This window comes from Sedimentibacter sp. LTW-03 (assembly GCF_052059825.1).
GTDB lineage: Bacteria > Bacillota > Clostridia > Tissierellales > Sedimentibacteraceae > Sedimentibacter.
On sequence record NZ_CP197180.1, the window covers coordinates 1,161,800 to 1,185,012 of the forward strand.

The following is a 23,213-nucleotide window of genomic DNA, read 5'->3' on the forward strand; positions in this document are numbered from 1 at the left end:
ACATAAAAATAATCAGGTTATATTCCTGATTATTCTTTGGAGTTTTGCTTTTTTTATACATAATAAGCAATTAATCATTTTCAATTATTATCATATCGCTGCCTATTTTTTTAATATTCTTCCACAATACTTCTTTTTTCTTCGGTTCTTTAAAAATATTAAAATGTGAGTTATTACCGGAAATAAAGCTTATAATTTCTCCGGTTTTTTCTTCAATAACCAAATCACAGTCACCAAATATTCCCAAGTTTTCGCCTGTATCAATATTGATTATTTCTTTGCTGTACAATTCGCTTAATTTCATCATACAATCCCCCTTTTATAATTTAAATTCCCGTATGCCCGAAGCCTCCTTCGCCTCTTTCCGTATTACCCAGCTCTTCAACCAGTTCAAAATCAGCCTGCTCATGCTTAATAAAAACCATCTGTGCAATTCTGTCGCCATTATTGATTACAAACTCTTTGTCGCCTAAATTAATCAGTATTACTTTTACTTCACCGCGATAATCTGAATCAATGGTTCCGATTCCGTTTACCAAACTTATACCGTGCTTAATTGCCAGTCCGCTTCTTGCTCTTACCTGGGCTTCGTATCCCATAGGAATCTCTATATGTATTCCGGTTGGAACCAATGCCCTTTCCATAGGTTTTAATGTTATCGTTGCATCCACATATGCTTTTAAATCTACTCCTGCTGAGCCCTTTGTTTCATAAGTAGGGAGCTCAAAAGGATTTTTCTTTACTATTTTAACTTTCATATTCTTCTCCAAGTACTTTATTTATAATCTTTTCAATGTCTTTATGCTTATTAAAATTACCTGTAAAAGTGATACTTAGCTTATCTATATCAAACAGTTCCTGAGATACTTTCAATACATCTTCCAATTTAACGTCATTGATGCGATCTATAATCTCATTTGGATTTTGGATTTCATTGTACAACAACTCTCTTCTTCCGATTGCCGACATACGGCTGGATGTACTTTCAAGTCCAAGTATAAAATTCCCCTTTATCTGCTGTTTTGCTCTGTTAAATTCTTTTTCTGTTATATCTCCGTTTTTCATGCCGGACATTACTTTTAATACTGTCCTTAGCGCTTCTTCCGTCTGTTCATATGACATTCCTGCATATATACTGAATATTCCAGTGCACTTATAATTAGATACGAATGAATAAATCGAATAAACCAGGCCCTTCTTTTCTCTTACTTCCTGAAAAATTCTAGAACTCATAGTTCCACCAAATATGTTGTTTAAAACCAGCAATGGATAGTATTTTTTGTCATGTCTCCCGATTGTCTTATTTCCTATACACATATGGAGCTGCTCCAGGTCCTTATTTATTCCTACAACTCTGCGCTTATATTCTCCAGGTTTATCAATGTGTTCAACACAACCATTCTGCCAGTGGCTGAATTTATTCTTGATCATGTTAACAAATTTATCCTCATCAAAGCTTCCAGCAATTGCTATCACAGTATTGTGAGGAGAATATTTTTCTTTCATGTATTTCAATACACTCTGTGTCGTAAATGTCTTTAAATTTTTTTCCGTACCAAGTATATTATATGCCATAGGGCTGTCATTAAAAACTATTTCCGTAAGTTTATCGTGAACAATGTCCTCCGGAGAGTCCTCATACATCTTTATTTCTTCTATAACAACAGAAATTTCCTTATCAATTTCCTCCTGCAAAAACAATGAGTTAAAAAACATATCTGAAAGTATATCAGTGGCTTCCTCAATGTTTTCATCCAGAACCTTAACATAGAAACAGGTGCATTCCTTGCTTGTAAATGCATTCATCTGGCCGCCCAAATTATCCATATCCTCAGCTATTTCATTTGCTTTTCTGTTAGATGTTCCTTTAAAAAGCATGTGTTCAATAAAATGAGACATTCCGTTTGTTTCTTCTGTCTCGTTGCTGGAGCCAACATTGACCCAAATTCCTATTGATGCCGATTTTACATAGTCTATTTTTTCCATTACCACTCTTATACCGTTATCTAAAGTATGCTTTTTTATCATTTCTCCTCCATATATGCTAATCTTGCAGGCAAACTTACATTACCATAACATTATGTATCTCCCGGTACTGCATCTGCCTGTTATAAGCAGTATAATAATAACCAAAGTCAAAATTATTATTATGAGTTTTCTTATAAATTCTAAGTTATTGCAAAAAAATTTCATAAAAATCCCCCTCATAATTAAATGTATTATTTAAAGGGTCTATTTATGATTTTATTAAAAAATTATTATGAATTAATATTATCAGAATTTTACATAAATTACAATACTTTAATTATAAAGGGCATAATTGATTAGAATTACGCCCTTTTATACCTAATTTATATACATATTGTAGAACTGCTCTCCTTCAGTCAATGAAATACCTCTGTACTCAGACATTTCGCTTACCGTAACAAGTTGATATCCTCTTTCCACAAGTTCCGGAATAACTATCTTTGCTGCTTCGGCAGTGCTTTCATATAAATCATGCATAAGAACTATGTCTCCGTCCTGTACATTTTCCAAAATTTCATTTACAATCATTTCTGTATTTCTATTCTCCCAGTCACGTGTATCAACAGACCATTTAATAACTGGTTTTAAGATTTTTTTGTTCAATTCATCATCACTTGCACCATAAGGTGGTCTCATTATTGCCGGAGTGTACCCCGTAGCACTATAAATCAAATCATCCGTACCTTTAACCTGCTTGTATAACTCTTCATTCGTAACAGTGGTTAAGTCTTTATGGTTATAGGTATGATTTCCTATCTCATTTCCTTCGTTTATTATTTGATTTAATGTATCCTTATAATTATCAACGCTTGACCCCACCACGAAAAATGTCGCTTTAGAATTATTTTCCCGCAATACTTCAAGTATTTCAGGAGTATATTTGGATGGACCGTCATCAAATGTCAAAGCAACTACTGGCTTGTCATAATCCAATTCACTTGTATCCTGCTGCTCCGGATTAATAAGCGCCTGTTCTTCATCAGCAAGTGCCTGTTCTTCGACAGGTTCTGACGCATACACTGATAAATCCAGTGCTTTTTCTACAGAATATTGTGCATGTCCTAAATTCGGTAAGTTGTATTGTTGTATACCGACTTCGTCAGCATTCGCTCCAATATTGACAGACAAAATCATCAATGTTATCAATGATAAAATCAATACTTTTTTCATCATATCCCCCCTTAATATATGTTTAATATATATAAATTATATATCTTTTTAATATAAGCATCAACACTCACTAACAGGATATAAAGGTATAAATATCATAGTAATAACATCAATTTCAAAAATCACCATATTTTTATGCTATATCCTTTCATAACTTTCCATATGAGTAAATTGTAATAACTCTTGTTTCAAAAATCAGAAAATAAAAAATAACAAAATCTCGGTCTTACCTTGATATTGTTATCTTATTATCTTAAAGCATTTATTATTACCGATATATTATTTATTTTCGGTTTCTTTTATAGCTTCTTTTCTTGAAAGTTTTATTTTTCCTTGATTGTCGATTTCTATTACTTTAACAAGTATTTCATCGCCTACGCTTAAAACGTCCTCTACTTTTGCAACTCTTTTGTCGGATATCTGAGATATATGCAAAAGTCCGTCTTTGTTATTTGTAAGTTCAACAAACGCTCCAAATGTAACAATTCTTACAACCTTGCCGAGCATTATTTCTCCTACTTCTATTTCCTTAATAATGCCTTCAATTATTTCTTTAGCTTTATAAGCACTCTCAACATTTTCGGCAGCTATGAGTACTGAACCGTCATCTTCAATGTCAATTTTTACTCCTGTTTCTTCGATTATCTTATTGATAACCTTACCGCCTGCTCCTATAACATCTCTTATCTTATCAGGATTAATTGTCATGCTTATTATCTTAGGTGCGTACTTACTTATTTCATCTCTTGGTTTATCAATGCATGCAAGCATTTTATCCAATATAAACAGTCTTCCAACGCGAGCCTTTTCTAATGCATTTGTTAAAACATTTCTGTCGATTCCATGAACTTTTATATCCATCTGGATTGCAGTTATACCGTCTTTTGTTCCGGCTACCTTGAAGTCCATATCTCCCAAAAAGTCTTCCATTCCCTGTATGTCAGTAAGCACTACAACATTGTCATCTTGTTTCATTAATCCCATTGCCACTCCTGCTACAGGTGATTTAATAGGAACTCCGGCATCCATTAAAGACAATGTACTGCCGCATACAGAAGCCTGTGAAGTTGAACCGTTTGAACTAAGAACTTCAGAAACAAGTCTTATTGTGTAAGGGAATACATCCACCGATGGAATAACAGGCTCCAATGCACGTTCTGCTAATGCTCCGTGTCCGATTTCTCTTCTGCCAGGTCCTCTTGAAGGTCTGGTTTCTCCTACTGAATAAGATGGGAAGTTGTAATGATGCATATATCTTTTAGATGTTTCCTCAGATATACCGTCCAGTGTCTGTTCATCACTTGAAACGCCCAAAGTCGTTACTGTAAGAACCTGAGTCTGGCCTCTAGTAAATATTGCAGATCCATGAGTTCTAGGAAGCATTCCAACTTCGCATGAAATTTTTCTTATTTCATCAATTTGTCTGTTGTCAGGTCTTATACCTCTTACAAGAATATTTTCCCTTACCTTTTCCTTAATTATAGTATAAAGAGCATCATCAATATCAGCTTCATTTTCAGGATACTTTTCCAAGAATACTTCCTTTGTCTGCGCTTTGAAACTATCGATTCTGTCTTGTCTCTCAAGCTTATCTTTAACTATTATAGCCTCATTTATTATAGGTGCGGCATATTCTCTGATTTCTTGTTCAATCGATTCATCACATACAAATTTTAGATAGTCTGATTTTTCTTTTCCTACTTCTGCTTTTATCTCACTAATAAAGTCACATATTTTCTTAATTTCTTCGTGAGCAAACAATATTGCTTCAAGCATTTTAGCTTCGCTTATTTCATCTGCACCAGCTTCAACCATCATTATGGCTTCTTTTGTACCAGAAACAGTTAAGTTCAAAGCCGTAGCTTCTCTTTCCTTGCTGCTTGGGTTTACAATAAATTCATCATTAATAAGACCTATGTTTACAGAACCTGTCGGCCCGTCAAAGGGAATATCTGATATGGTCAATGCAATTGAAGAACCTATCATCCCAGCTATTTCAGGCGAACAATCCTGATCCACTGACAATACAGTAACAGTTACCGAAACATCATTTCTGTATCCTTTCGGAAACAGCGGTCTCAACGGTCTGTCTATTAGTCTTGACGTTAGTATTGCCTTTTCTCCCGGTTTGCCTTCTCTTTTAATAAATCCTCCGGGAATTTTTCCCACAGAATAAAGCTTCTCCTCAAAATCAACGCTCAACGGAAAAAAGTCTATACCCTGTCTTGGCTCTTTTGATGCCGCAACATTAGCCATTATTACCGTATCTCCGTATTGTACGATGCAAGAGCCGTTTGTAAGCTCTGCTATTTTGCCGGTAGTAACTTTTAATTCTCTTCCTGCGAGCGTATATTTAAAAACTTTTTCTTCCATTTGTACCTCCTTCTAATAGTTTGAAATCTTTTGAATGATAAATAAGAGCGGGATTTTCCCCGCTCCTTAATTATCTTCTTAATCCTAATTTTGCAACAATACTTCTGTATCTTTCGATGTCATTTTCTTTTAAGTAGTTAAGAAATCCTCTTCTTTGACCAACCATTTGCAAAAGACCTCTTCTTGAGTGATGATCTTTTTTGTTGTCTTTCAAGTGTTCAGTTAAATTGTTGATTCTGTGAGTCAGCAACGCTATCTGAACTTCCGGAGATCCCGTATCCTTTTCATTGATTCTGTACTGTTCAATAATTTGTGTTTTTTGTTCCTTAGTCATATTGTCCTCCAATAATAATTTTTATTTCACCAATAATCCAAGCAATACGTTGAGGATTCGAAAAACTTAGATTATGGAAATACAATAAATTTTACCATACTACTTGTTTTTTGTAAACCTAAATTTAATTTTTTAATGCAAAATTATCAGCTTTCAACTTTGTCTAAAAATATTATATCATTGCCATTTTCAATCTTTTCACCAAAAGTCAAGACAGAACCATACCTGTTAGATACAATCTTAAGTATCATTTCCCTATTTCCCATCTTTATCTTATATCTGCCGTCGGGAGGCACTATGATACTGCTTTTATTATTCACAAAAGCAGCATTTTTATTAGTATCTATATTAATTTCCTCGTTAAATATAGTATAATTATCTATTAAAAGATTATTTGCTTCGCGAATTTTGCCTTCATTTAACAAATTTCGCACCAGAGTGCTGCTTACAACTATTCCGTTATATTTTACCGGATGTATTTCTTCTACGCTGTAACCGTACTTATCATGAAACTTTTTCAGCGTATTTATATTTCCTTCGGCTTTGTACCCAAATGTAAAATTGTACCCTACTACGATATTTTTTGCATTGTGCCTATCTATGAGAATTTCACGAATAAACTGTTCCGGAGAATATTTTGAAACAACCTCGTCAAGCAGTATTTCCTCTACCTCTGTCACACTATAGGATTTTAAAAGCTCCAGCTTTATGTTTCCTGAATTTATGTACTTGATGTTACAATTTGATTTTCTTAAATCTTTTTTTATAAACTTGAAAGTAATTATTATGCTGTCCTGATTTTTTTCATGACTTAATTCAATCATACGTCTTATAAGCACGTCATGACCTGTATGAATACCATCAAAATTACCGATGGCAACACACGATCCGTTTATGTTTTTCATTAGTACCACCTATAGCTCATATAAGCATTTTTTCTATTTTAACTGAATTATTTCCGATTTTTTTCCCTATTCCTACAAGTTTGTTTCTGCAGTAAACGTAAAATTCACTGCCGTTACAAACATCAGCCTCGGCAAAAACCTCGTTGCCTGCAGCCAGTCTGTCATAATACCGTTCATCAACGATAATTTTTTCTAAAGGATACATCTCATCAATGGAAATAAGGCATTCATTTAATTTATTGAAAGCAAATAAATATTCCAGCTCATCTAAAGTTACAGAATTTTCAATATGTAAACCTTTTGCCTCTGTTCTTACAAGTATGCCCATATGTCCAAATGTTCCAAGTTTTTCTCCTATATCATTGCACAATGTTCTCATATATGTTCCCTTAGAACATTTAACTCTCATGAGAACTCTGTTGTTTTCAAATTTTATAAACTCTATTTTTTTTATATCTATTAATTTTCCGGGTTTATTAACTTCAATGTTCTGTCTGGCATATTCATATAATTTTTTTCCATTTAATTTAACTGCTGAGTACATAGGCGGAACTTGAAGCTGTTCTCCCTCAAAATCCTTCAAAATATCATGAATTTCTTCAACACTGACACTGAAATTGTATTTTTCATCAACTATCTTGCCATAACTGTCTTGAGTATCTGTTTTTTGACCAAGTATAAGTTCACAAATATATTCTTTATCACCGCTCATAAGATAATCGCTTATTTTTGTTCCCTTGCCTACACATATTGCCATAACTCCAGCTACATTTGGATCAAGCGTTCCTGCATGGCCAACTTTTTTCATATTTAAAATTTTTCTGACTCTACTTACAACATCATGAGATGTCATTCCAGTGGGCTTCAAAATATTTAATATTCCGTTCATTTTTCTCCAAAATATTCTTTAAATGTTTCCACCAATAAACTCTTAGAGTTTTTAACCGTATCGTTTATTTCAAATCCTGCAGCTTTAGCGTGACCTCCGCCACCAAATTTTTCCGATATTTTGGAAACATCTATATTATTTTTTGATCTCAAACTTACCTTTGTATTACAATCTTCATATTCCTTAAGTACACAAGACACTTCAACTTCTTTTATTCCTCTTATAAACTCTACTACTCCATCAATATCATTCATATCAGTATTGTTTTTCTCTAAAATATCTCTAGTAATGGAAGTTATACCAAATTTATTTTTATAGTACAACTCTATTCCGCTGATACAATCAATATAAGCCTTCACAACATTTGCAGGCTTAGAATTATAAACTATGTTGTCCACATGAGATGCATCTACTCCCAGATCCATAAGATCCGCCGTTTTTCTGTGAGTATCTCCTGTTGTGCTGGAATAGCTAAACTTTCCTGTATCAGTCAATATAGCTACATAAATGAATGTTGCAACCTGCTGAGAAATTTCATAGCCTGATATCTTTAATATGTCATACAGAAGCTCACCTGTAGAGCTCATAGATGGATCTATTACATTAATGTCTGCATAGCCTTCATTGGTTTTATGGTGGTCTATACATATTGTCTTGCTTGAATGAGAGAATACATCCGTAAATTTACCTAACCTTCCTAAATCACTGCAATCAAGAACCACCAGTAAATCAAACTCTTCTCCGTCATACTCCGTTGAAATTACACTTTCATCAACTAATGGTTTATAATTAAAAGGAATGCTGCCATCAATATACACTGCTAAGTTTTTTTTATTAATAGATTTCAAGAACTCGTACAGGGCCATAACTGACCCTATACAGTCTCCATCAGGGGCTTTATGTCCTGCGATGCAGATTTTTTTAGAATTATTTATTAGATTAAATATTTCCTTTACATCATTCATCAATGGATTCATCTTCAGCCTTCCTGCTTTCTTCATCTTTAATAACCTTATTTATAAGGCTCGACATATATATTCCTTTTTCTATTGAATCATCCTTTTCAAATATCAATTCAGGCGTTATGCGCATTTTAACTCTTTTCCCTACTTCCCGCCTGATAAAACCTCCTGCACTCTTTAGTGCTTTCAAAGTTTGTTCAATGTCCCCGTATACGGAAATATATACTTTTGCATATTTTAAATCTTCCGTGACATGAACATCCGTAACACTCGTTAGGTCTGATATTCTTGGGTCTTTTACTTCGTTTCTGATTACTTCAGATATAACTTTTTTCATTTCGCCCGACAATCTGTTATTTCTTCTATTTGCCATGTTATACCCCTTTTCTGTTAACTATCTTTTAATTTCTTCCATTATATAGGCTTCCATTGAGTCGCCTTCTTTAATGTTGTTATATTTTTCAATACCAATACCGCCTTCATACCCGGTATTTAATTCTGATACATCATCCTTAAATCTCTTTAATGATGATATTTCTCCTTCATGGATTACTATATCATTTCTAAGCAGTCTAATTTTTGACTTTCTTGTTATTTTGCCGCTTGTTACATATACACCGGCAACAATTCCAACATTTGGAACTTTGAATGTCTGTCTAACTTCGGCCCTTCCCTGCACAACTTCCTTGTAAACTGGTGCAAGCATACCCTTTACTGCCTGTTGAATATCTTCTATGGCATTGTAAATTATATTGTAGGTACGAACATCTACATTCTCTTTCTTTGCAAGCTCCATTGCAGCTATAGAAGGCCTTACATTAAATCCTATTACAATGGCATTAGATGCTGAAGCAAGCATTACATCATTTTCGTTAATTCCGCCGACGCCTCCGTGTATAGGATTAACCTTAACTTCATCCATACTCTGTTTAAGCAGTGACTGCTTAACTGCTTCTATTGAACCGCTTACATCTGCTTTAATTATGATATTTAAATCCTTAACTTCACCCTTTTGTATTCTGTCAAACAAATCATCCAGCGACACTTTTGATGTAGCATTCATTGTTTCCTGATGTCTTTTGTCCTTGCGCTTTTCAGCTATATTTTTAGCATCTTTTTCATTTTCCATTACTACCAGAATATCTCCAGCCTGCGGAGTCTCTGAAAGTCCAAGAATTTCTACAGGTACAGACGGTCCAGCCTGGTTTATTTTTTTGCCCTTATAATTAAACATTGCTCTGACCTTGCCGTATGCACTGCCAACCAACACAATGTCTCCCTTGCTCAATGTTCCTTTTTCTATAAGTACGGTTGCAACAGGACCTCTGCCTTTATCCAATTTAGCTTCTACTATTGTTCCCTTTGCAGCTCTGTTAGGGTTAGCCTTTAATTCTTGTACTTCTGCTACCAACAATATCATTTCAAGCAAATCTTCTATTCCCATGCGTTTTTTTGCTGAAACTGGCACAAATATAGTATCTCCGCCCCAGTCTTCAGATATTATTCCTTGCTCTGACAGTTCTTGCTTTACTCTATCCATGTTTGCTGTAGGTTTATCAATTTTATTTACAGCAACAATAATAGGTACTCCGGCAGCTTTGGAATGGTTGATTGCTTCTATTGTCTGAGGCATCACTCCGTCATCTGCAGCAACAACTATAATTGCTATATCTGTAACTTTAGCACCCCTTGCTCTCATTGAAGTAAAGGCTTCATGTCCCGGTGTATCCAGGAAGGTAATCTTCTTTCCGTTTATTTCAACCTGTGAAGCTCCTATGTGCTGAGTTATTCCTCCAGCTTCATGTTCAGTCACTGCCGTGTTTCTTATTGCGTCAAGAAGTGATGTCTTTCCGTGGTCAACGTGACCCATTACAGTAACTATAGGCGGTCTTGGAAGCATATCTTTTTCATCATCTGTATCTTCTTGAGCAAGTGAGTCCTCTAAATTTTGAAGCTCATCTACAACTTCAATTTTAGTAATCTTAGCTCCCAGTTCTTCACCGATTAGCTGGGCTGTAGCAAAATCAATTTCCTGATTCATGTTAGCCATTATACCAAGCAAAATCAGCTTCGAAATAACAAGATTAACCGGAACGCCCAGCTTATCTGCAAATTCTCTTACTACTATAGATTCTTCAATTTCTATATTTTTTATTTTAGGGTTTTCCTTTCTTTCATGTTCAGCAGGTTTTTGCTGCTGAGGCTGTTGAGGCTTATTCTTTGACTTTTTTTGATTTTTTTTGTTAAAATTATTTTTACCTTTTGCAGATCCCTTTGAAGATCCTTTTTCTCCGCCTTCTGTCCTTGGTTTTTGCTGTACCTGCTGTTTCTTCACAGGAGATATTAGTTTCTTGTCGACCTTCTTTAATTTAGCCTGATTTAAGTCTATTTTTTCATCAACTAAAGGCTCATCGTCGTCAATAACTGCATTTTTTGCTCCCTTTGCAGCCTTTGCCTTTTTATTGCTGTTAATAATATTTAGTGCTTTTTTAAGCCGAATAACCTCTAAGTCCGTAATAGAACTCATATGATTTTTTATAGTAATACCTAATTCCTGTTCTGCCAAAGCAACAAGGTCTTTACTATTCATTTTTAATTCTTTTGCAAGTTCGTATATTCTCATTAAGCCACCTCCGGTTATAAATTATTTAATAAATATGATGCTATGTTTATATCATTAATTGACAAAACACTCACCACCTTTCTCCCGAGACTTTTTCCCAGGATTTCTTTTTCCCCATATTCAACATATTTAACTTTATATTTTTCACACATGAATTGTATGTTTTTCTTTGTCTTATCTGATGCATTTGTAGCAATTAAAACCAGCACGCTTTTATTACCTTTAATATCAATGCATGCCGCATCATAGCCTATGGACAGTTTACCTCCCTTTTTGGCAATACCGAGCATTGAATATATTTTATTCATTCTTAGCAATCTCCGCTTTGATAGCTTCATATACCTCATTCGGTATTTCAGCTTCCAGTGATTTAGACAGTCTTTTTGACTTTACAGCTTTATCAAAGCATTCGGTTTTTTTACAGATATATGTTCCCCTACCGTTCATTTTTCCGGTAGAATCAAAGTTTATTTCATTATCTTTGTTTTTTACAATTCTGCATAATTCCTTCTTTGGAAAACTCTCCATACATCCTATACATTTCCTCATTGGAATTTTACGAGTCTTCATAGTACCTCCCCGGAGCTATTCTCCTTTTCTTGAGATTCACTTATTATATCAATTTTCCATCCGGTAAGTTTTGCTGCCAGCCTTACATTTTGTCCTTCCTTGCCTATTGCAAGAGATAATTGATTATCAGGCACAACAGCAACAGCACTCTTCTCATTTTCACTGGCAGTAACCTTCACTATTTTTGCAGGTCCGAGGCTGTTTGCAATAAATTTTTCGGGATCTTTATCATATATTATAATATCAATTTTTTCTTGGCATATTTCATCAATTATATTTTTTACCCTAGTTCCTTTATTTCCTACACATGAACCTATAGGTTCTACATTCGAGTCATTTGAAAAAACAGCAATCTTTGTTCTTGAACCTGCTTCTCTCGCTATTGAAAAAATTTCTATTATACCGTCATGTATCTCAGGAACTTCAAGTTCAAAAAGTCTTTTAACCAGATTCGGGTGGCTTCTTGAAAGCATTATGCTTGCACCTTTACCTGAATTTTTCACTTCTACTATTACTGTTTTAATTCTTTCTCCAGGATTGTAAACTTCTCCAGGTATCTGCTCACTGGTGGTTATAATTCCTTCGATTTTTCCTAAATCTACATAAATGTTACCTTTGCTCTCTCGTTGAACCACACCTGTTAGTATATCGGATTCTCTGCCATAAAATTCGCTGAAAATTGATTCTCTTTCAGCTTCACGTATTTTTTGGAGTATAACCTGTCTTGCCGTTTGAGCAGCAATGCGTCCAAAATCCTTTTTTGGCTTAATTTCAATCTTGACTATATCTCCCAACTCATACTTTGCATCGATTGTTCTTGCATCTTCTAATGTAATTTCATGATTTTTATTTTCAACTGCCTCAACAACTGTCTTATCCTGAAACAATTTATATTCACCATTCTCTTCGTCAATATCAATGCTGAAATTAGTAGCCTTACTGAAATTCTTTTTATAGCCCGTTTCTAAAGCGGCCTTTATAGCTTCAAGCACAACATCTTTGCGAATCCCCTTTTCTTTTTCAAGCTCGCTTAACGCATTTAATATTTCCTTGTTCATCATACCCTCCGTTAAAAGTCCTCTAACAATTTATTTATTTTAGAAATATCTTTAAGATTAATAGTTATATTTTCATCGTTGCTTGAAATAACTACACTGTCATCATTCTTCTCAACTAAAATACCCTCTATGGATTTTTTGCCATCAATCGCCTTAAAAAACTTTGCTTCAACTTTCTCGCCTATGCTTTTTTTATAATCCCCATCTGATTTAAAAGCTCTTTCAATTCCCGGAGAAGACACCTCTAGAAAGTATTGTTCTTTTATTAAATCAGCTTCATCAAGCTTTTTATTAAGTGCCCTGCTAACATCTGCAGTATCATCAACCGTTATTCCTCCAGGCTTATCTAGATATACTCTCAAATATTTGAATGGTCCTTCCTTTACATATTCAATATCAACCATTTCCAATTCTGTATTTTTGACAACACTGTCAACCATTTTCTTCACTGATTCTTCTATGTATTTTTTGTTCATATTATCTCCTTTACCCTTTTTAGCCATCATTACGAATACTTTTATACATACAATCAGAAAGAGTGGGCTGTAACCCCACTCTTTTGTCAAAATTTCTATCTTCTGTATATTATATCACAATAATTTTTATTAATCAAATAAAATTTATTATATACTCAAATATTGCAAACCGTTATCTTTTGACGCAACTATTATTTAGATTTTCCTGCATACAATATCTTATTTTAAGCAGACAGAATAAAGAGCTGATATGTATTTGACGTTTCGTTTGCTAACCAATCGTTAAAATTTCGTAAAATTTATTGTTAACGCTTTACTGTTACCAAAAATTATGCTAATATATAAATAAGCTTAACATATAAAGATATCATACAGATTTTTCATGGAAAATATAGTAGCGTCATATCTCATTCCACTTTTATTTTACTGTTAAATAATTTCGCAAAAATCACTAATAATAAAATTATGATTTAACTAATCATACCGGGTTAATAAAAACTCTTTATTAAACTCAATTTTTTTAGTATTTAATTTTAAATTGGAGTTGAATATGTTATAAAATTAAATGAATGGAGTTGAATTTATGGAATGGAAATTACAATTGAAAAACAATGTTACAACAGCAGATGAGGTCAGCAAAGCACTGAACTGGAAACTTGGAGATAATGATAAAGAAAAACTTGAAAGCATCATTGAAAGATATCCTATGTCAATACCTGAATATTACTTATCTTTAATCAACAAGGATGATCCGAATGATCCAATAAGGAAGCTCTCCGTACCTTCAATACTTGAAACTGATATGAGCGGAAGTCTTGATACAAGCGGCGAAGCAAGCAATACTGTAGTAAACGGCCTTCAGCACAAATATAAACAGACAGCAATGTATTTATCAACAAACAGATGCGCAATGTACTGCAGGCACTGCTTCAGAAAAAGATTAGTAGGAGTAAGTGACGATGAAATAAATAAACACTTTGATGAAGTTGTTAATTATATAAAAGAACATAAAGAAATAACAAATGTGCTGGTATCAGGCGGAGATTCCTTCATGAACAGCAACGAAAAAATAGAAAGAATACTTAACGAATTTTCAAGCATTGAACATCTAAGCTTTATTCGCTTCGGAACAAGGACACCTGTAGTCTTTCCCCAGAGGATAACAGAGGACAAGGAACTCCTTGATATTCTGGAACGCTACAGCAAAATAAAGCAGATTTACATTATAACTCATTTTAATCACCCTAATGAAATTACTCCTGAATCTACTAAGGCAATCGAAATGCTTAGAAACATCGGTTTAGCCGTACGGAATCAGACAGTACTGCTAAAAGACATAAACGATGATTCCGACACATTGGCATCTCTCATGAGAGGGCTTACTGAAATAGGAATACTTCCTTACTACATATTCCAATGCAGGCCGGTTTCCGGAGTAAAAAACCAATTTCAGGTTCCAATAAAAACTGCAATAAAAATAATGGATGAAACAAGAACAAAGTTAAATGGAATAAGCAAGGCCTTTAAATATGCAATGAGTCACCCCACAGGGAAAATTGAAATAATAGGACAGATCGGAGAGGATGAAGTGTTGTTTAAATACCATCAGGCAAAACATCCGAAAGATAACGGCAAAATATTAACCGTTAAGGTAACCGATGAACAAGCTTGGCTCCCTGATAAAATATAAAGAATTAAGTAGCGAAGTTCTTTAAAAGAATTTCGCTTTTTTATAATATATATGAAACTTTTGTAGTCCTTTTAGATATAATATTAGTATTATATAATTTTCAAGGTGGTGATTATTATGGAAATATTATACAACCTGAACGCGTATTCAATAACTCTTAGGATTCTGCTGTCACTTATATTCGGAGGTCTCATAGGTCTTGAACGCAGCAGGAAAAACCGGCCGGCTGGCTTCAGAACATATATGATTGTCTGCTTAAGCTCTTCCTTAATAATGATGACTAATCAGTTTATATATAATAATTTTCAAGGCAGTGATCCTGCCAGACTTGGAGCTCAGGTCATCAGCGGTATAGGCTTTCTTGGCGCAGGAACCATAATTGTAACTAGCAGAAGCCAAGTAAGAGGTCTTACATCGGCAGCAGGTCTCTGGGCTTCAGCTTGTCTCGGTCTAGCTATAGGAATAGGTTTTTATTTCGGTGCCATTATCGTAGCTTTAGCCGTTTTTCTGATAATTACATTGTTAAAAAAATTTGATATATGGCTTACTTCAACTAACAAGTCTATAGCCGTGTATACATCCTTTTCTACGCTTGAACATTTTGACAGATTTATTACCTACTGCTACGAAAATAACTTTAAAGTCCATGATATTGAAATTACAAAAGACCCAACACTGAAGGATGTTACTGTAATTGCAATTATACAGTTGGAGGCGCATGAACGTATGAACCATATAGATATAATTCAAAATTTCAGTTCATTTGAAGGCTTGATTCATATTGAAGAACTTTGATCTTTCTTCCACACAAAAAATTGCAATCAACTCAATGATTGCAATTTTACTATAATATATAATGCTATTAAGCATCAATACTCTCTGTATCTTCATCAGGCTCAGGTTCAACACTTGCCTGTCTTTTTGCTTCAACAATAGAAATAACACATTGTTCAAGGTTAATTTCAGGTACAATGCCTTTAGGAAAATCCACATCTGCAACGTTAATATTTTCGATACCGTTAATGTTTGAAACATCAATAGTAATTTCATCGGGAATATCCTGCGGCAGACCCTTTACACGAATAACATCAAGCTGCGAAAGTGCCATGAGTTTCCTTAACTCCAGCTTCTCTACACCTTTGAGTCTAACTGGCAAATCAGCTTTAATTTCTTCACTCATAGATACTTCCTGTAAATCAACATTCAAAAGTTCTCCCTTAATTGGCGAATAATGAATATCCTTTACCATTCCTGTTATCGTATCTTCGTTTTCAATAGAAAGTTTAAAAAGCGCATATCTCCCGTATTTATTAACACTCTTCTTTAATTCGTCCGTCCTTAAATAAACCGATACGGAATCTTTTCCTTTACAGGATATACTAGCAGGTACAAAGCCATTCTTACGCAACTTCTTACTTTCTCTGCTATTGGTATTTTCTCTTTTCTTAATTTTTATTACACCTAATTCTGACATTGTAAATCCTCCTTATTAATATGTTAAAGTAAATAACACCCCACATTATTTTAAAATGTTATAAAAATAAGTTGAACTCTTCACGAAATCCAACTTTATTAATATATTCTCATTATACTATATTTTACAAAAATGTCAATCTTATTACATTTTTTCAATTTCAAGAAGTAATGTATCTATGATATCTTCTTCCTTAAGCTTTTTTATTATTTCACCCTTCTTGAATAACAGAGCTTCTCCTACACCGCCTGCAATGCCTATATCACACTGTCTTGCTTCACCAGGCCCATTTACGGCGCATCCCATGATCGCGACACTAATCGGCTTATCTACGTTCTTCAAGCCTTCCTGAATTTTTTGTGCAAGATCTATCAATTTTATTTTTGTTCTGCCACACGTAGGGCATGTAATATAGTTAATTCCAAAATTCCTTAAATTAAGGCTTTTTAAAATTTCCCTGGCAACCTTAACTTCTTCCCTTGGGTCATCAGTCAATGAAATTCTTAAAGTGTCGCCGATTCCGTCTGCCAGCAAGCTACCTACTCCAATTGCAGAACGAATACTTCCTTCAAACAAAGTTCCTGCGTGGGTTATGCCCAAATGGAGCGGATATTCAACCTTTGCAGCCATCGATCTGTATGCATCTATTGTCATCTTAATATCTGTTCCTTTCATTGAAATAACAATATTTTTATAGTCCAAATCTTCTAATATTTTAACATGCTCAAGGGCAGATTCAACCATTCCCTCTGAAGTCGGTTTATTGCCATACTTCTTTAATATTTCCTTATGTATGCTGCCTGCATTAACACCTATCCTAATCGGAATATTTCTGGGCTTTGCCATTTCTACAATTTTTCTTACCCTGTCCGTGCTTCCTATATTACCAGGATTTATTCTTAATTTATCTATTCCGTTTTCTATGGACTTCAACGCAAGCCTGTAATCAAAATGAATATCTGCAACTATTGGAATATTTATTTGCTTTTTTATCTCTTTTATTGCTTCCGCATCCTCACTATCCGCAACAGCAACTCTGATTATTTCACATCCTGCTTTTTCAAGCTGCAAAATTTGATTCACAGTAGACTTCACATCTTTAGTAAATGTGTTTGTCATGGACTGAACAGGAATTTTCGCCCCGCCTCCTATCTGCACATTTCCTACCATAATACTTCTTGATTTCCTTCTGATTATCTGTCCCATACATCCTCCTACATAGTATTGCAACAAAATATGTTAACAAAGCAATAGATGAGCTTAAATATCTTTTGCTCATCTATCTCTTATAAATTAAATCCTCAATAATCTCAAAATATCTTTATATGTTATAAAAACCATGAATGCAATAAGCGCCATAAATCCAATAAAATGTATATACCCTTCCTTTTCAATAGGTATAGCCTTTCCTCTTATTGCTTCGATTATTAAAAACACAAGCTTGCTTCCATCAAGAGCCGGAATTGGCAAAAGGTTCATAAATCCAAGATTTATACTTATAAAAGCCGCTAAACTCAAAAGTGAAAGCAATCCGCTTTCGGCAGCTTCGCCAACCATCGATATTACCATAACAGGGCCACCCAATGCATCACTCCCCAGTTTTCCGGTTACAAGCTGGCTGATTGTTTTAAACATAAGCTCTATATAATATACCGTCTTGTAAGCCGATGAAGAAATTGCAGTAATAAATGATTTCTCAAGTTGAGTATTAAACTTAACGGCAATTTGTGTCTGAGGTGTTATGCTGAAATCAAGAGTATTTCCGTTTCGCTCAACAGTTACATTTACCGGCTGTCCGTCCGGTGTATTTTCAACCTGATTTGTCAACTCCTCCCAAGTATCAATAGGGATTCCGTTTATTTTTGTTACTTTATCCCCGTCATGAATCCCCGCTTCATATGCAGGAGAAGTTACATCTGTAGGAGAAACTGTCGTTGTAGCCTTTCCGTCAACTACATCTGTGCTGATACCTACTATTTTTCTGTAGTTATTTTCAATCCTGGCCTGGCTTACCTCTCCGTTTCTTTCATATTCCACCGTATAGTAAGCACGATCCGGATTTGCTATTTCATAGAAGATATCCTCCCAGATATATGCCTTATCTCCGTTTATAGATACAATTTTATCACCGGTTCTTAAACCAGCACTGTATTCATTTGAATCTTTATCAATATAATCTATGCGATTTCCGTATACTCCAAATGATAGAGCAATAATAATGAATAATGCAAGAGCGAAAACAAAGTTCATCAAAGGTCCTGCTGCTATAACCTTAAATCTTTGCCAGATTGTCTTTGTGCTGAAACTTGTTGAAGTTCTCACATCTTCCTCTTCGCCTTCCATTTGTACAAATCCACCTATAGGAATTGCTCTTATTGAATATATTGTTCCGTTTTTTTCTTTTTTGTAAAGAGTCGGTCCCATTCCTATTGCAAATTCATATACTTTTATGCCCACGCTTCTGGCAGCTTTGTAATGGCCAAATTCGTGAACAAGTACTATAGCCGAAAATACAAGAATAGCTGAAACTAATGTCAACAATATTATACCTCCATCTAGAGGAAATGGCGAATAAAGTAATAAATTATAGGAGCAACAAAAAGAACGCTGTCAAATCTGTCTAATATTCCTCCGTGTCCGGGCAGCATATTGCCAAAATCCTTTACTCCGCTTTCCCTTTTAATTTTTGAAGCTGCAAGATCACCTGTCATTGAAAAGACAGATGCACTCACACTAAATATTATAATGTAAATATATTTATTTATTCTTAAATAATTAAAATAAATCAACGACAGTATTACACATCCTATTATTCCACCGATTGCACCCTCTATAGTTTTATTTGGGCTTACCTCCGGATAGAGTTTATGCCTTCCGAAGATTTTACCTGAAAAATAGGCAAATGTATCAGAGCCGAATGCTATTATGTAAACGAGCCATACATATGGAGAGCCGTTCATAAGCATCATATGGTACATAAAGAATACTACATAAACTCCAATAAAGATTATCTCGGAAATTTTCTTAACATCAATCTTTTTATTGAATACAAATATAAGAAAATTTAATGATATGTATAAAAACAGAAAAAAGTCGAAATAATGATTATACTCTGTTATCTTTTCAATAAATAATGCAATTGCAAACAAATAATTTACAATAGCCTCGTAACCAAAACCGTTATTAAAAAAAACTTTTGAAAGTTCATAGATAGCTATGCAGGTTATGCCGAAATAAACGAAATCATATACAGGCCCTCCCATATATGTTACAGCAGCAATAAATGCTCCTCCTGCTACCCCAGTAATAACTCTTTGTCTCATAAAAACACCGCCCTAGTTTCCGTATCTCCTCTTCCTGTTTTGGAAGCTGTCAATAGCCGTCAATAATTGTTCTTTTTTGAAATCCGGCCACAACACATCAGTAAAATATAACTCAGTATAGGCAAGTTGATACAATAAAAAATTACTTAGTCTTATTTCACCGCTTGTTCTTATAAGCAGGTCCGGATCAGGCATATCATGGGTAAATAAATATTTTTTGAAACTATCTTCATTTATATCATCAATATCAATTTTGTTGTTTTCGCAATCGTTAATCGTTTTTTTAACCGCATTGATTATTTCATTTCTGGCTCCGTAACTCAATGCGATGTTTAAATGGAGCTTAGTATTATTTTTTGTCATTTCGATTGAACGTTTAACTTCTCTTTTCGTTTTTCCGGGCAAATCGTCAATATTGCCCATAAGAGTTATTTTAACGTTGTTCTTATGTAAATAATCCAATTCCTTAGTAACAAATTCAACCAGCAGATTCATAAGATAATCTACTTCTTTTTTATCTCTTCTCCAGTTTTCAGTGGAAAAAGCGTAAACAGAAAGGTATTTAATACCAAGATCCGCAGAGTTTCTCACAAGATCTGTAACCCTCAAGGCACCTTCTTTATGCCCGTCTCTAGTCGGGAGGTTTCTTATTTTAGCCCATCTTCTGTTACCGTCCATAATAACCGCGAGATGCTCCGGAATAATATCGTTACGCACCTTTTCTTCTAGTTTCATATCGGCCTCTCTACACACAGTCTCGCTAACCAATTTACTTGCTCCTTCCCCGGCAGCATACAAAAACGTAACTCAGGCCTATGATACCATAAGCCTTCATTACAAACTAATAATACGAAATATACAGCGTGACATAATTATCATAGTCATGTCTTCTGATTACATACGGTTTTTCTAAATTATTGAACTTTTTGTTAGTTCCCGTTATCTTCTTAATACTAATAATTTTATTGGCATCCTTTTCAATAATTTCAATGGCATCCTTAAGAGGATAGCCTATTAAATTATTCATATTAAACCTCTAATATTTCTTTTTCCTTGTCTCTGTAAATATCATCTATTAACTTAACATATTTATCCGTTAATTTCTGCATCTCTTCTTCGGCTTTTTTGTGATCATCTTTAGTTATTTCACTTGATTTTTCTAACTTTTTAAACTCTTCATTTGCATCTCTTCTTATGTTTCTAACAGCAATTTTAGAATTTTCAGCCTCTTTTTTAACCTTCTTAATTAAATCTTTTCTTCTTTCTTCTGTCAGTGGCGGAATAACCAGTCTGATAAGCTTTCCGTCGCTTGAAGGATTGATTCCAAGATCAGATGCAAGGATAGCTTTCTCTACTTCCTTCACCAAGCTTGAATCCCATGGCTGAATAATTATTAATCTTGGCTCTGGTACAGATATATTTGCCACTTGATTTATTGGAGTCATAACCCCATAGTAGCTCACTTGAATTTTATCAACTAATTTTGGGTTCGCTTTTCCTGCTCTTATTGTCGCAAGTTCATCCTTCAGAAAATTGATTGATTTTTTCATTGATTCTTCTGATTTTGTGATTAAATCTTTATACACCTTATACCTCCTTTATTATAGTTCCTATATCGTCTCCCATTACAATTTTTTCAATATTTTCAGGATAATCGATTCCAAAGACCAATATAGGAATTTTATTGTCCATACATAATGATGTTGCAGTCGAATCCATAATCTTAAGGCCCTTATTAAGAACATCTATGTATTTCAATTCATGGTACTTTATTGAATCCGGGTTTTTCTTCGGATCATCGCTATATACACCGTCAACACCGTTCTTTGCAAGAAGGATTATTTCAGCATTTATTTCAGCCGCTCTCAGCGCTGCTGTTGTATCTGTTGAAAAATACGGGTTGCCTGAACCTCCCGAAAAAATAACCACTCTTTTCTTTTCCAAGTGTCTTACTGCTCTTCTTCTTATATACGGTTCAGCTATCTGCCTCATTTCAATGGCAGTTTGAAGCCTTGTTTCAACACCTATTTTTTCAAGAGCATCCTGTAAAGCTAATCCGTTAATTATTGTACCCAGCATACCCATATAATCAGATGTGGTTCTATCCATTTCCTTTGCGCTGGCGCCTCTCCAGAAATTTCCTCCTCCCACAACAACAGCAACCTCAACTCCCATTTCATTGAGTTTTTTTATGACCATAGAAATTTTTGTAACTATTTCATTATTTATTCCGTGTCCAATATTTCCTGATAGTGCTTCACCGCTTATTTTTAATACTATTCTTTTATATTTGCAGTTCATCTCTTCCTCCTGAAGACTTAACTTAATTTGTGACTAATGGAGAACTAAGTAGTTCTCCATTATATTTTGTACTATTTCCTCAGGACTATTTACCCATTTGCTTTGCAACTTCTTCAGCAAAGTTTTCTGATTTCTTTTCAAGACCTTCTCCAACTTCAAATCTCTGTATAGCTGCTACTTTTATAGCTTTGCCTATAGTCTTTGAAGTGTTTTCGATATATTTTTTAACAGTTATATCTCCGTCTTTAACAAAAGGCTGTTCTAACAAGCATACTTCTTTAAGTTCTTTATGAAGTCTTCCTTCAACCATTTTTTCAACTATATTTTGAGGTTTTCCTTCGTTTAATGCCTGTGCTATTAATATTTCTTTTTCATGAGCTATAAATTCCGCATCAACATCATCTGTAGATATGTATTTTGGATTCATTGCTGCTACCTGCATTGCCAGGTCTTTTCCTAAAACTTCAAGAGCTTCCGTATCGCCTTCAGATTCAAGCGCTACTATTACAGATATTTTTCCGCCAGCATGAATATAAGAAACAACTCTGCCTTCATTAACTTTTTCAATAACAAATCTTCTGATTGACATATTTTCGCCTATTTTTGCTATTTTGTCAGTCAATGTTTCCTTAAGAGTTTTTCCTCCGTCAACTTTTACCGCATTTAAAGCTTCAATATCAGCAGGTTCAGTATCCAGAGCGGTCTTAGCCACCATCTGTACAAAACTCTTAAATTCTTCGTTTTTAGCAACGAAATCAGTTTCTGAGTTAACTTCTACCAGGACACCTTTTTTGCCGTATTCTGAAACTAATGCTGTAGTTAAGCCTTCAGCAGCAATTCTGTCAGCTTTTTTAGAAGCCTTAGAAAGCCCTTTTTCTCTTAAATAATCTATTGCCTTGTCTATGTCCCCGCCTGTTTCTTGTAATGCTTTTTTGCAGTCCATCATGCCTGCATTGGATTTTTCTCTTAGTTCTTTTACCATTGAAGCTGTTATTTCCATTTTTCCCTCCAAAATTTAAAAAGCAAGGCGTAAGGAA

At 34.4% G+C, this 23,213-nt stretch carries 27 protein-coding genes; 2 read left to right on the forward strand and 25 right to left on the reverse strand.

The features are described 5' to 3' along the window. Positions 1-70: 70 nt before the first annotated feature. The 16 genes from ACS3UD_RS05850 to rimP form a co-directional block, all read right to left on the reverse strand. Positions 71-307, reverse strand: a complete 237-nt coding sequence (locus ACS3UD_RS05850; protein ID WP_308137367.1) for a YlmC/YmxH family sporulation protein — start codon at positions 305-307, stop codon at positions 71-73. A gap of 19 nt (positions 308-326) precedes the next feature. Then, the gene (gene dut / locus ACS3UD_RS05855) at positions 327-758 is read right to left on the reverse strand and encodes a dUTP diphosphatase (protein WP_308137366.1); all 432 of its coding nucleotides are present in this window, start codon (positions 756-758) and stop codon (positions 327-329) included. Continuing rightward, complete coding sequence (locus tag ACS3UD_RS05860; protein ID WP_308137365.1) at positions 748-2,028, reverse strand: M16 family metallopeptidase; 1,281 nt, start codon at positions 2,026-2,028, stop codon at positions 748-750. Before ACS3UD_RS05860 ends, dut begins: the two co-directional genes overlap by 11 nt. Before the next feature lie 39 nt (positions 2,029-2,067). Further along, positions 2,068-2,193, reverse strand: a complete 126-nt coding sequence (locus ACS3UD_RS05865) for a hypothetical protein (protein ID WP_440977740.1) — start codon at positions 2,191-2,193, stop codon at positions 2,068-2,070. Positions 2,194-2,346: 153 nt separating this feature from the next. Beyond that, positions 2,347-3,201 carry a polysaccharide deacetylase family protein gene (locus ACS3UD_RS05870; RefSeq protein ID WP_308137364.1) on the reverse strand — a complete coding sequence of 285 codons (855 nt, stop codon included), beginning with the start codon at positions 3,199-3,201 and terminating at the stop codon, positions 2,347-2,349. Positions 3,202-3,477: 276 nt separating this feature from the next. Next, complete coding sequence (locus ACS3UD_RS05875) at positions 3,478-5,571, reverse strand: polyribonucleotide nucleotidyltransferase (protein ID WP_308137363.1); 2,094 nt, start codon at positions 5,569-5,571, stop codon at positions 3,478-3,480. Positions 5,572-5,641: 70 nt separating this feature from the next. After that, on the reverse strand, positions 5,642-5,905 hold the full coding sequence (gene rpsO, locus ACS3UD_RS05880; protein ID WP_213924540.1) for a 30S ribosomal protein S15: 264 nt from the start codon (positions 5,903-5,905) through the stop codon (positions 5,642-5,644). A 146-nt stretch (positions 5,906-6,051) separates the two neighbouring features. Continuing rightward, positions 6,052-6,810, reverse strand: coding sequence for an FAD synthetase family protein (locus ACS3UD_RS05885; RefSeq protein WP_308137362.1), 759 nt, complete (start codon positions 6,808-6,810; stop codon positions 6,052-6,054). 16 nt (positions 6,811-6,826) lie between these two features. Further along, a complete protein-coding gene (gene truB, locus ACS3UD_RS05890; RefSeq protein WP_308137361.1) occupies positions 6,827-7,699 on the reverse strand; it encodes a tRNA pseudouridine(55) synthase TruB in 873 nt (290 codons plus the stop codon). Further along, complete coding sequence (locus tag ACS3UD_RS05895) at positions 7,696-8,700, reverse strand: DHH family phosphoesterase (RefSeq protein ID WP_308137360.1); 1,005 nt, start codon at positions 8,698-8,700, stop codon at positions 7,696-7,698. The genes truB and ACS3UD_RS05895 overlap by 4 nt, the downstream gene beginning before the upstream one ends. Continuing rightward, complete coding sequence (gene rbfA / locus ACS3UD_RS05900) at positions 8,657-9,034, reverse strand: 30S ribosome-binding factor RbfA (protein ID WP_213924544.1); 378 nt, start codon at positions 9,032-9,034, stop codon at positions 8,657-8,659. The genes ACS3UD_RS05895 and rbfA overlap by 44 nt, the downstream gene beginning before the upstream one ends. A 21-nt stretch (positions 9,035-9,055) precedes the next feature. Continuing rightward, complete coding sequence (gene infB / locus ACS3UD_RS05905; RefSeq protein ID WP_308137359.1) at positions 9,056-11,284, reverse strand: translation initiation factor IF-2; 2,229 nt, start codon at positions 11,282-11,284, stop codon at positions 9,056-9,058. Between the two features lie 14 nt (positions 11,285-11,298). Beyond that, entirely contained in the window at positions 11,299-11,592 is a 294-nt protein-coding gene (locus tag ACS3UD_RS05910; protein ID WP_308137358.1) for a L7Ae/L30e/S12e/Gadd45 family ribosomal protein, read from the reverse strand. Further along, a complete protein-coding gene (rnpM, locus tag ACS3UD_RS05915) occupies positions 11,585-11,854 on the reverse strand; it encodes an RNase P modulator RnpM (RefSeq protein WP_308137357.1) in 270 nt (89 codons plus the stop codon). Before rnpM ends, ACS3UD_RS05910 begins: the two co-directional genes overlap by 8 nt. Then, positions 11,851-12,915, reverse strand: coding sequence for a transcription termination factor NusA (gene nusA, locus ACS3UD_RS05920; protein WP_308137356.1), 1,065 nt, complete (start codon positions 12,913-12,915; stop codon positions 11,851-11,853). The genes rnpM and nusA overlap by 4 nt, the downstream gene beginning before the upstream one ends. An 8-nt stretch (positions 12,916-12,923) precedes the next feature. Then, positions 12,924-13,388, reverse strand: coding sequence for a ribosome maturation factor RimP (gene rimP / locus ACS3UD_RS05925; protein ID WP_308137355.1), 465 nt, complete (start codon positions 13,386-13,388; stop codon positions 12,924-12,926). A gap of 583 nt (positions 13,389-13,971) precedes the next feature. Here rimP and ACS3UD_RS05930 point away from each other — a divergent pair. Together ACS3UD_RS05930 and ACS3UD_RS05935 are read left to right on the forward strand one after the other, a co-directional pair. Then, a complete protein-coding gene (locus tag ACS3UD_RS05930; protein ID WP_308137354.1) occupies positions 13,972-15,078 on the forward strand; it encodes a KamA family radical SAM protein in 1,107 nt (368 codons plus the stop codon). Between the two features lie 117 nt (positions 15,079-15,195). After that, a complete protein-coding gene (locus ACS3UD_RS05935) occupies positions 15,196-15,873 on the forward strand; it encodes an MgtC/SapB family protein (RefSeq protein ID WP_308137353.1) in 678 nt (225 codons plus the stop codon). 67 nt (positions 15,874-15,940) lie between these two features. On the opposite strand, the gene ACS3UD_RS05940 is transcribed toward ACS3UD_RS05935, so the two are convergent. From ACS3UD_RS05940 to tsf, 9 genes are all read right to left on the reverse strand, one after another. Next, on the reverse strand, positions 15,941-16,552 hold the full coding sequence (locus ACS3UD_RS05940; RefSeq protein ID WP_308137352.1) for a 50S ribosomal protein L25: 612 nt from the start codon (positions 16,550-16,552) through the stop codon (positions 15,941-15,943). Between the two features lie 144 nt (positions 16,553-16,696). Next, positions 16,697-17,758 (reverse strand): flavodoxin-dependent (E)-4-hydroxy-3-methylbut-2-enyl-diphosphate synthase, encoded by a 1,062-nt coding sequence (gene ispG, locus ACS3UD_RS05945; protein ID WP_308137351.1) that lies wholly within the window; start codon positions 17,756-17,758, stop codon positions 16,697-16,699. 87 nt (positions 17,759-17,845) lie between these two features. After that, complete coding sequence (gene rseP / locus ACS3UD_RS05950) at positions 17,846-19,093, reverse strand: RIP metalloprotease RseP (RefSeq protein ID WP_308137350.1); 1,248 nt, start codon at positions 19,091-19,093, stop codon at positions 17,846-17,848. A 14-nt stretch (positions 19,094-19,107) separates the two neighbouring features. Beyond that, positions 19,108-19,875, reverse strand: coding sequence for a phosphatidate cytidylyltransferase (locus ACS3UD_RS05955; RefSeq protein WP_308137349.1), 768 nt, complete (start codon positions 19,873-19,875; stop codon positions 19,108-19,110). 12 nt (positions 19,876-19,887) lie between these two features. Further along, positions 19,888-20,610, reverse strand: a complete 723-nt coding sequence (locus tag ACS3UD_RS05960) for an isoprenyl transferase (protein WP_308137348.1) — start codon at positions 20,608-20,610, stop codon at positions 19,888-19,890. 106 nt (positions 20,611-20,716) lie between these two features. Next, complete coding sequence (locus tag ACS3UD_RS05965; protein WP_213924557.1) at positions 20,717-20,902, reverse strand: hypothetical protein; 186 nt, start codon at positions 20,900-20,902, stop codon at positions 20,717-20,719. 1 nt (position 20,903) lies between these two features. Next, entirely contained in the window at positions 20,904-21,425 is a 522-nt protein-coding gene (gene frr / locus ACS3UD_RS05970) for a ribosome recycling factor (protein ID WP_213924713.1), read from the reverse strand. A 37-nt stretch (positions 21,426-21,462) separates the two neighbouring features. Further along, positions 21,463-22,176 carry a UMP kinase gene (gene pyrH, locus ACS3UD_RS05975; protein WP_308137347.1) on the reverse strand — a complete coding sequence of 238 codons (714 nt, stop codon included), beginning with the start codon at positions 22,174-22,176 and terminating at the stop codon, positions 21,463-21,465. Between the two features lie 85 nt (positions 22,177-22,261). After that, positions 22,262-23,176 (reverse strand): translation elongation factor Ts, encoded by a 915-nt coding sequence (tsf, locus tag ACS3UD_RS05980; protein WP_308137346.1) that lies wholly within the window; start codon positions 23,174-23,176, stop codon positions 22,262-22,264. Positions 23,177-23,213: the final 37 nt, after the last annotated feature.

Coding starts and splice junctions, on each gene's coding strand:
- rpsO (WP_213924540.1), bottom strand. CDS start 5,905: ATGACTAAGGAACAAAAAACACAAATTATTGAACAGTACAGAATCAAT.
- ispG (WP_308137351.1), bottom strand. CDS start 17,758: ATGGGACAGATAATCAGAAGGAAATCAAGAAGTATTATGGTAGGAAAT.
- ACS3UD_RS05955 (WP_308137349.1), bottom strand. CDS start 19,875: ATGAGACAAAGAGTTATTACTGGGGTAGCAGGAGGAGCATTTATTGCT.
- ACS3UD_RS05870 (WP_308137364.1), bottom strand. CDS start 3,201: ATGATGAAAAAAGTATTGATTTTATCATTGATAACATTGATGATTTTG.
- ACS3UD_RS05930 (WP_308137354.1), top strand. CDS start 13,972: ATGGAATGGAAATTACAATTGAAAAACAATGTTACAACAGCAGATGAG.
- dut (WP_308137366.1), bottom strand. CDS start 758: ATGAAAGTTAAAATAGTAAAGAAAAATCCTTTTGAGCTCCCTACTTAT.
- infB (WP_308137359.1), bottom strand. CDS start 11,284: ATGAGAATATACGAACTTGCAAAAGAATTAAAAATGAATAGTAAAGAC.
- ACS3UD_RS05910 (WP_308137358.1), bottom strand. CDS start 11,592: ATGAATAAAATATATTCAATGCTCGGTATTGCCAAAAAGGGAGGTAAA.
- ACS3UD_RS05885 (WP_308137362.1), bottom strand. CDS start 6,810: ATGAAAAACATAAACGGATCGTGTGTTGCCATCGGTAATTTTGATGGT.
- ACS3UD_RS05960 (WP_308137348.1), bottom strand. CDS start 20,610: ATGAAACTAGAAGAAAAGGTGCGTAACGATATTATTCCGGAGCATCTC.
- pyrH (WP_308137347.1), bottom strand. CDS start 22,176: ATGAACTGCAAATATAAAAGAATAGTATTAAAAATAAGCGGTGAAGCA.
- ACS3UD_RS05875 (WP_308137363.1), bottom strand. CDS start 5,571: ATGGAAGAAAAAGTTTTTAAATATACGCTCGCAGGAAGAGAATTAAAA.
- ACS3UD_RS05865 (WP_440977740.1), bottom strand. CDS start 2,193: ATGAAATTTTTTTGCAATAACTTAGAATTTATAAGAAAACTCATAATA.
- tsf (WP_308137346.1), bottom strand. CDS start 23,176: ATGGAAATAACAGCTTCAATGGTAAAAGAACTAAGAGAAAAATCCAAT.
- rnpM (WP_308137357.1), bottom strand. CDS start 11,854: ATGAAGACTCGTAAAATTCCAATGAGGAAATGTATAGGATGTATGGAG.
- ACS3UD_RS05895 (WP_308137360.1), bottom strand. CDS start 8,700: ATGAAGAAAGCAGGAAGGCTGAAGATGAATCCATTGATGAATGATGTA.
- nusA (WP_308137356.1), bottom strand. CDS start 12,915: ATGATGAACAAGGAAATATTAAATGCGTTAAGCGAGCTTGAAAAAGAA.
- ACS3UD_RS05940 (WP_308137352.1), bottom strand. CDS start 16,552: ATGTCAGAATTAGGTGTAATAAAAATTAAGAAAAGAGAAAATACCAAT.
- frr (WP_213924713.1), bottom strand. CDS start 21,425: ATGAAAAAATCAATCAATTTTCTGAAGGATGAACTTGCGACAATAAGA.
- rbfA (WP_213924544.1), bottom strand. CDS start 9,034: ATGGCAAATAGAAGAAATAACAGATTGTCGGGCGAAATGAAAAAAGTT.
- ACS3UD_RS05850 (WP_308137367.1), bottom strand. CDS start 307: ATGATGAAATTAAGCGAATTGTACAGCAAAGAAATAATCAATATTGAT.
- truB (WP_308137361.1), bottom strand. CDS start 7,699: ATGAACGGAATATTAAATATTTTGAAGCCCACTGGAATGACATCTCAT.
- rimP (WP_308137355.1), bottom strand. CDS start 13,388: ATGAACAAAAAATACATAGAAGAATCAGTGAAGAAAATGGTTGACAGT.
- ACS3UD_RS05965 (WP_213924557.1), bottom strand. CDS start 20,902: ATGAATAATTTAATAGGCTATCCTCTTAAGGATGCCATTGAAATTATT.
- ACS3UD_RS05935 (WP_308137353.1), top strand. CDS start 15,196: ATGGAAATATTATACAACCTGAACGCGTATTCAATAACTCTTAGGATT.
- ACS3UD_RS05860 (WP_308137365.1), bottom strand. CDS start 2,028: ATGATAAAAAAGCATACTTTAGATAACGGTATAAGAGTGGTAATGGAA.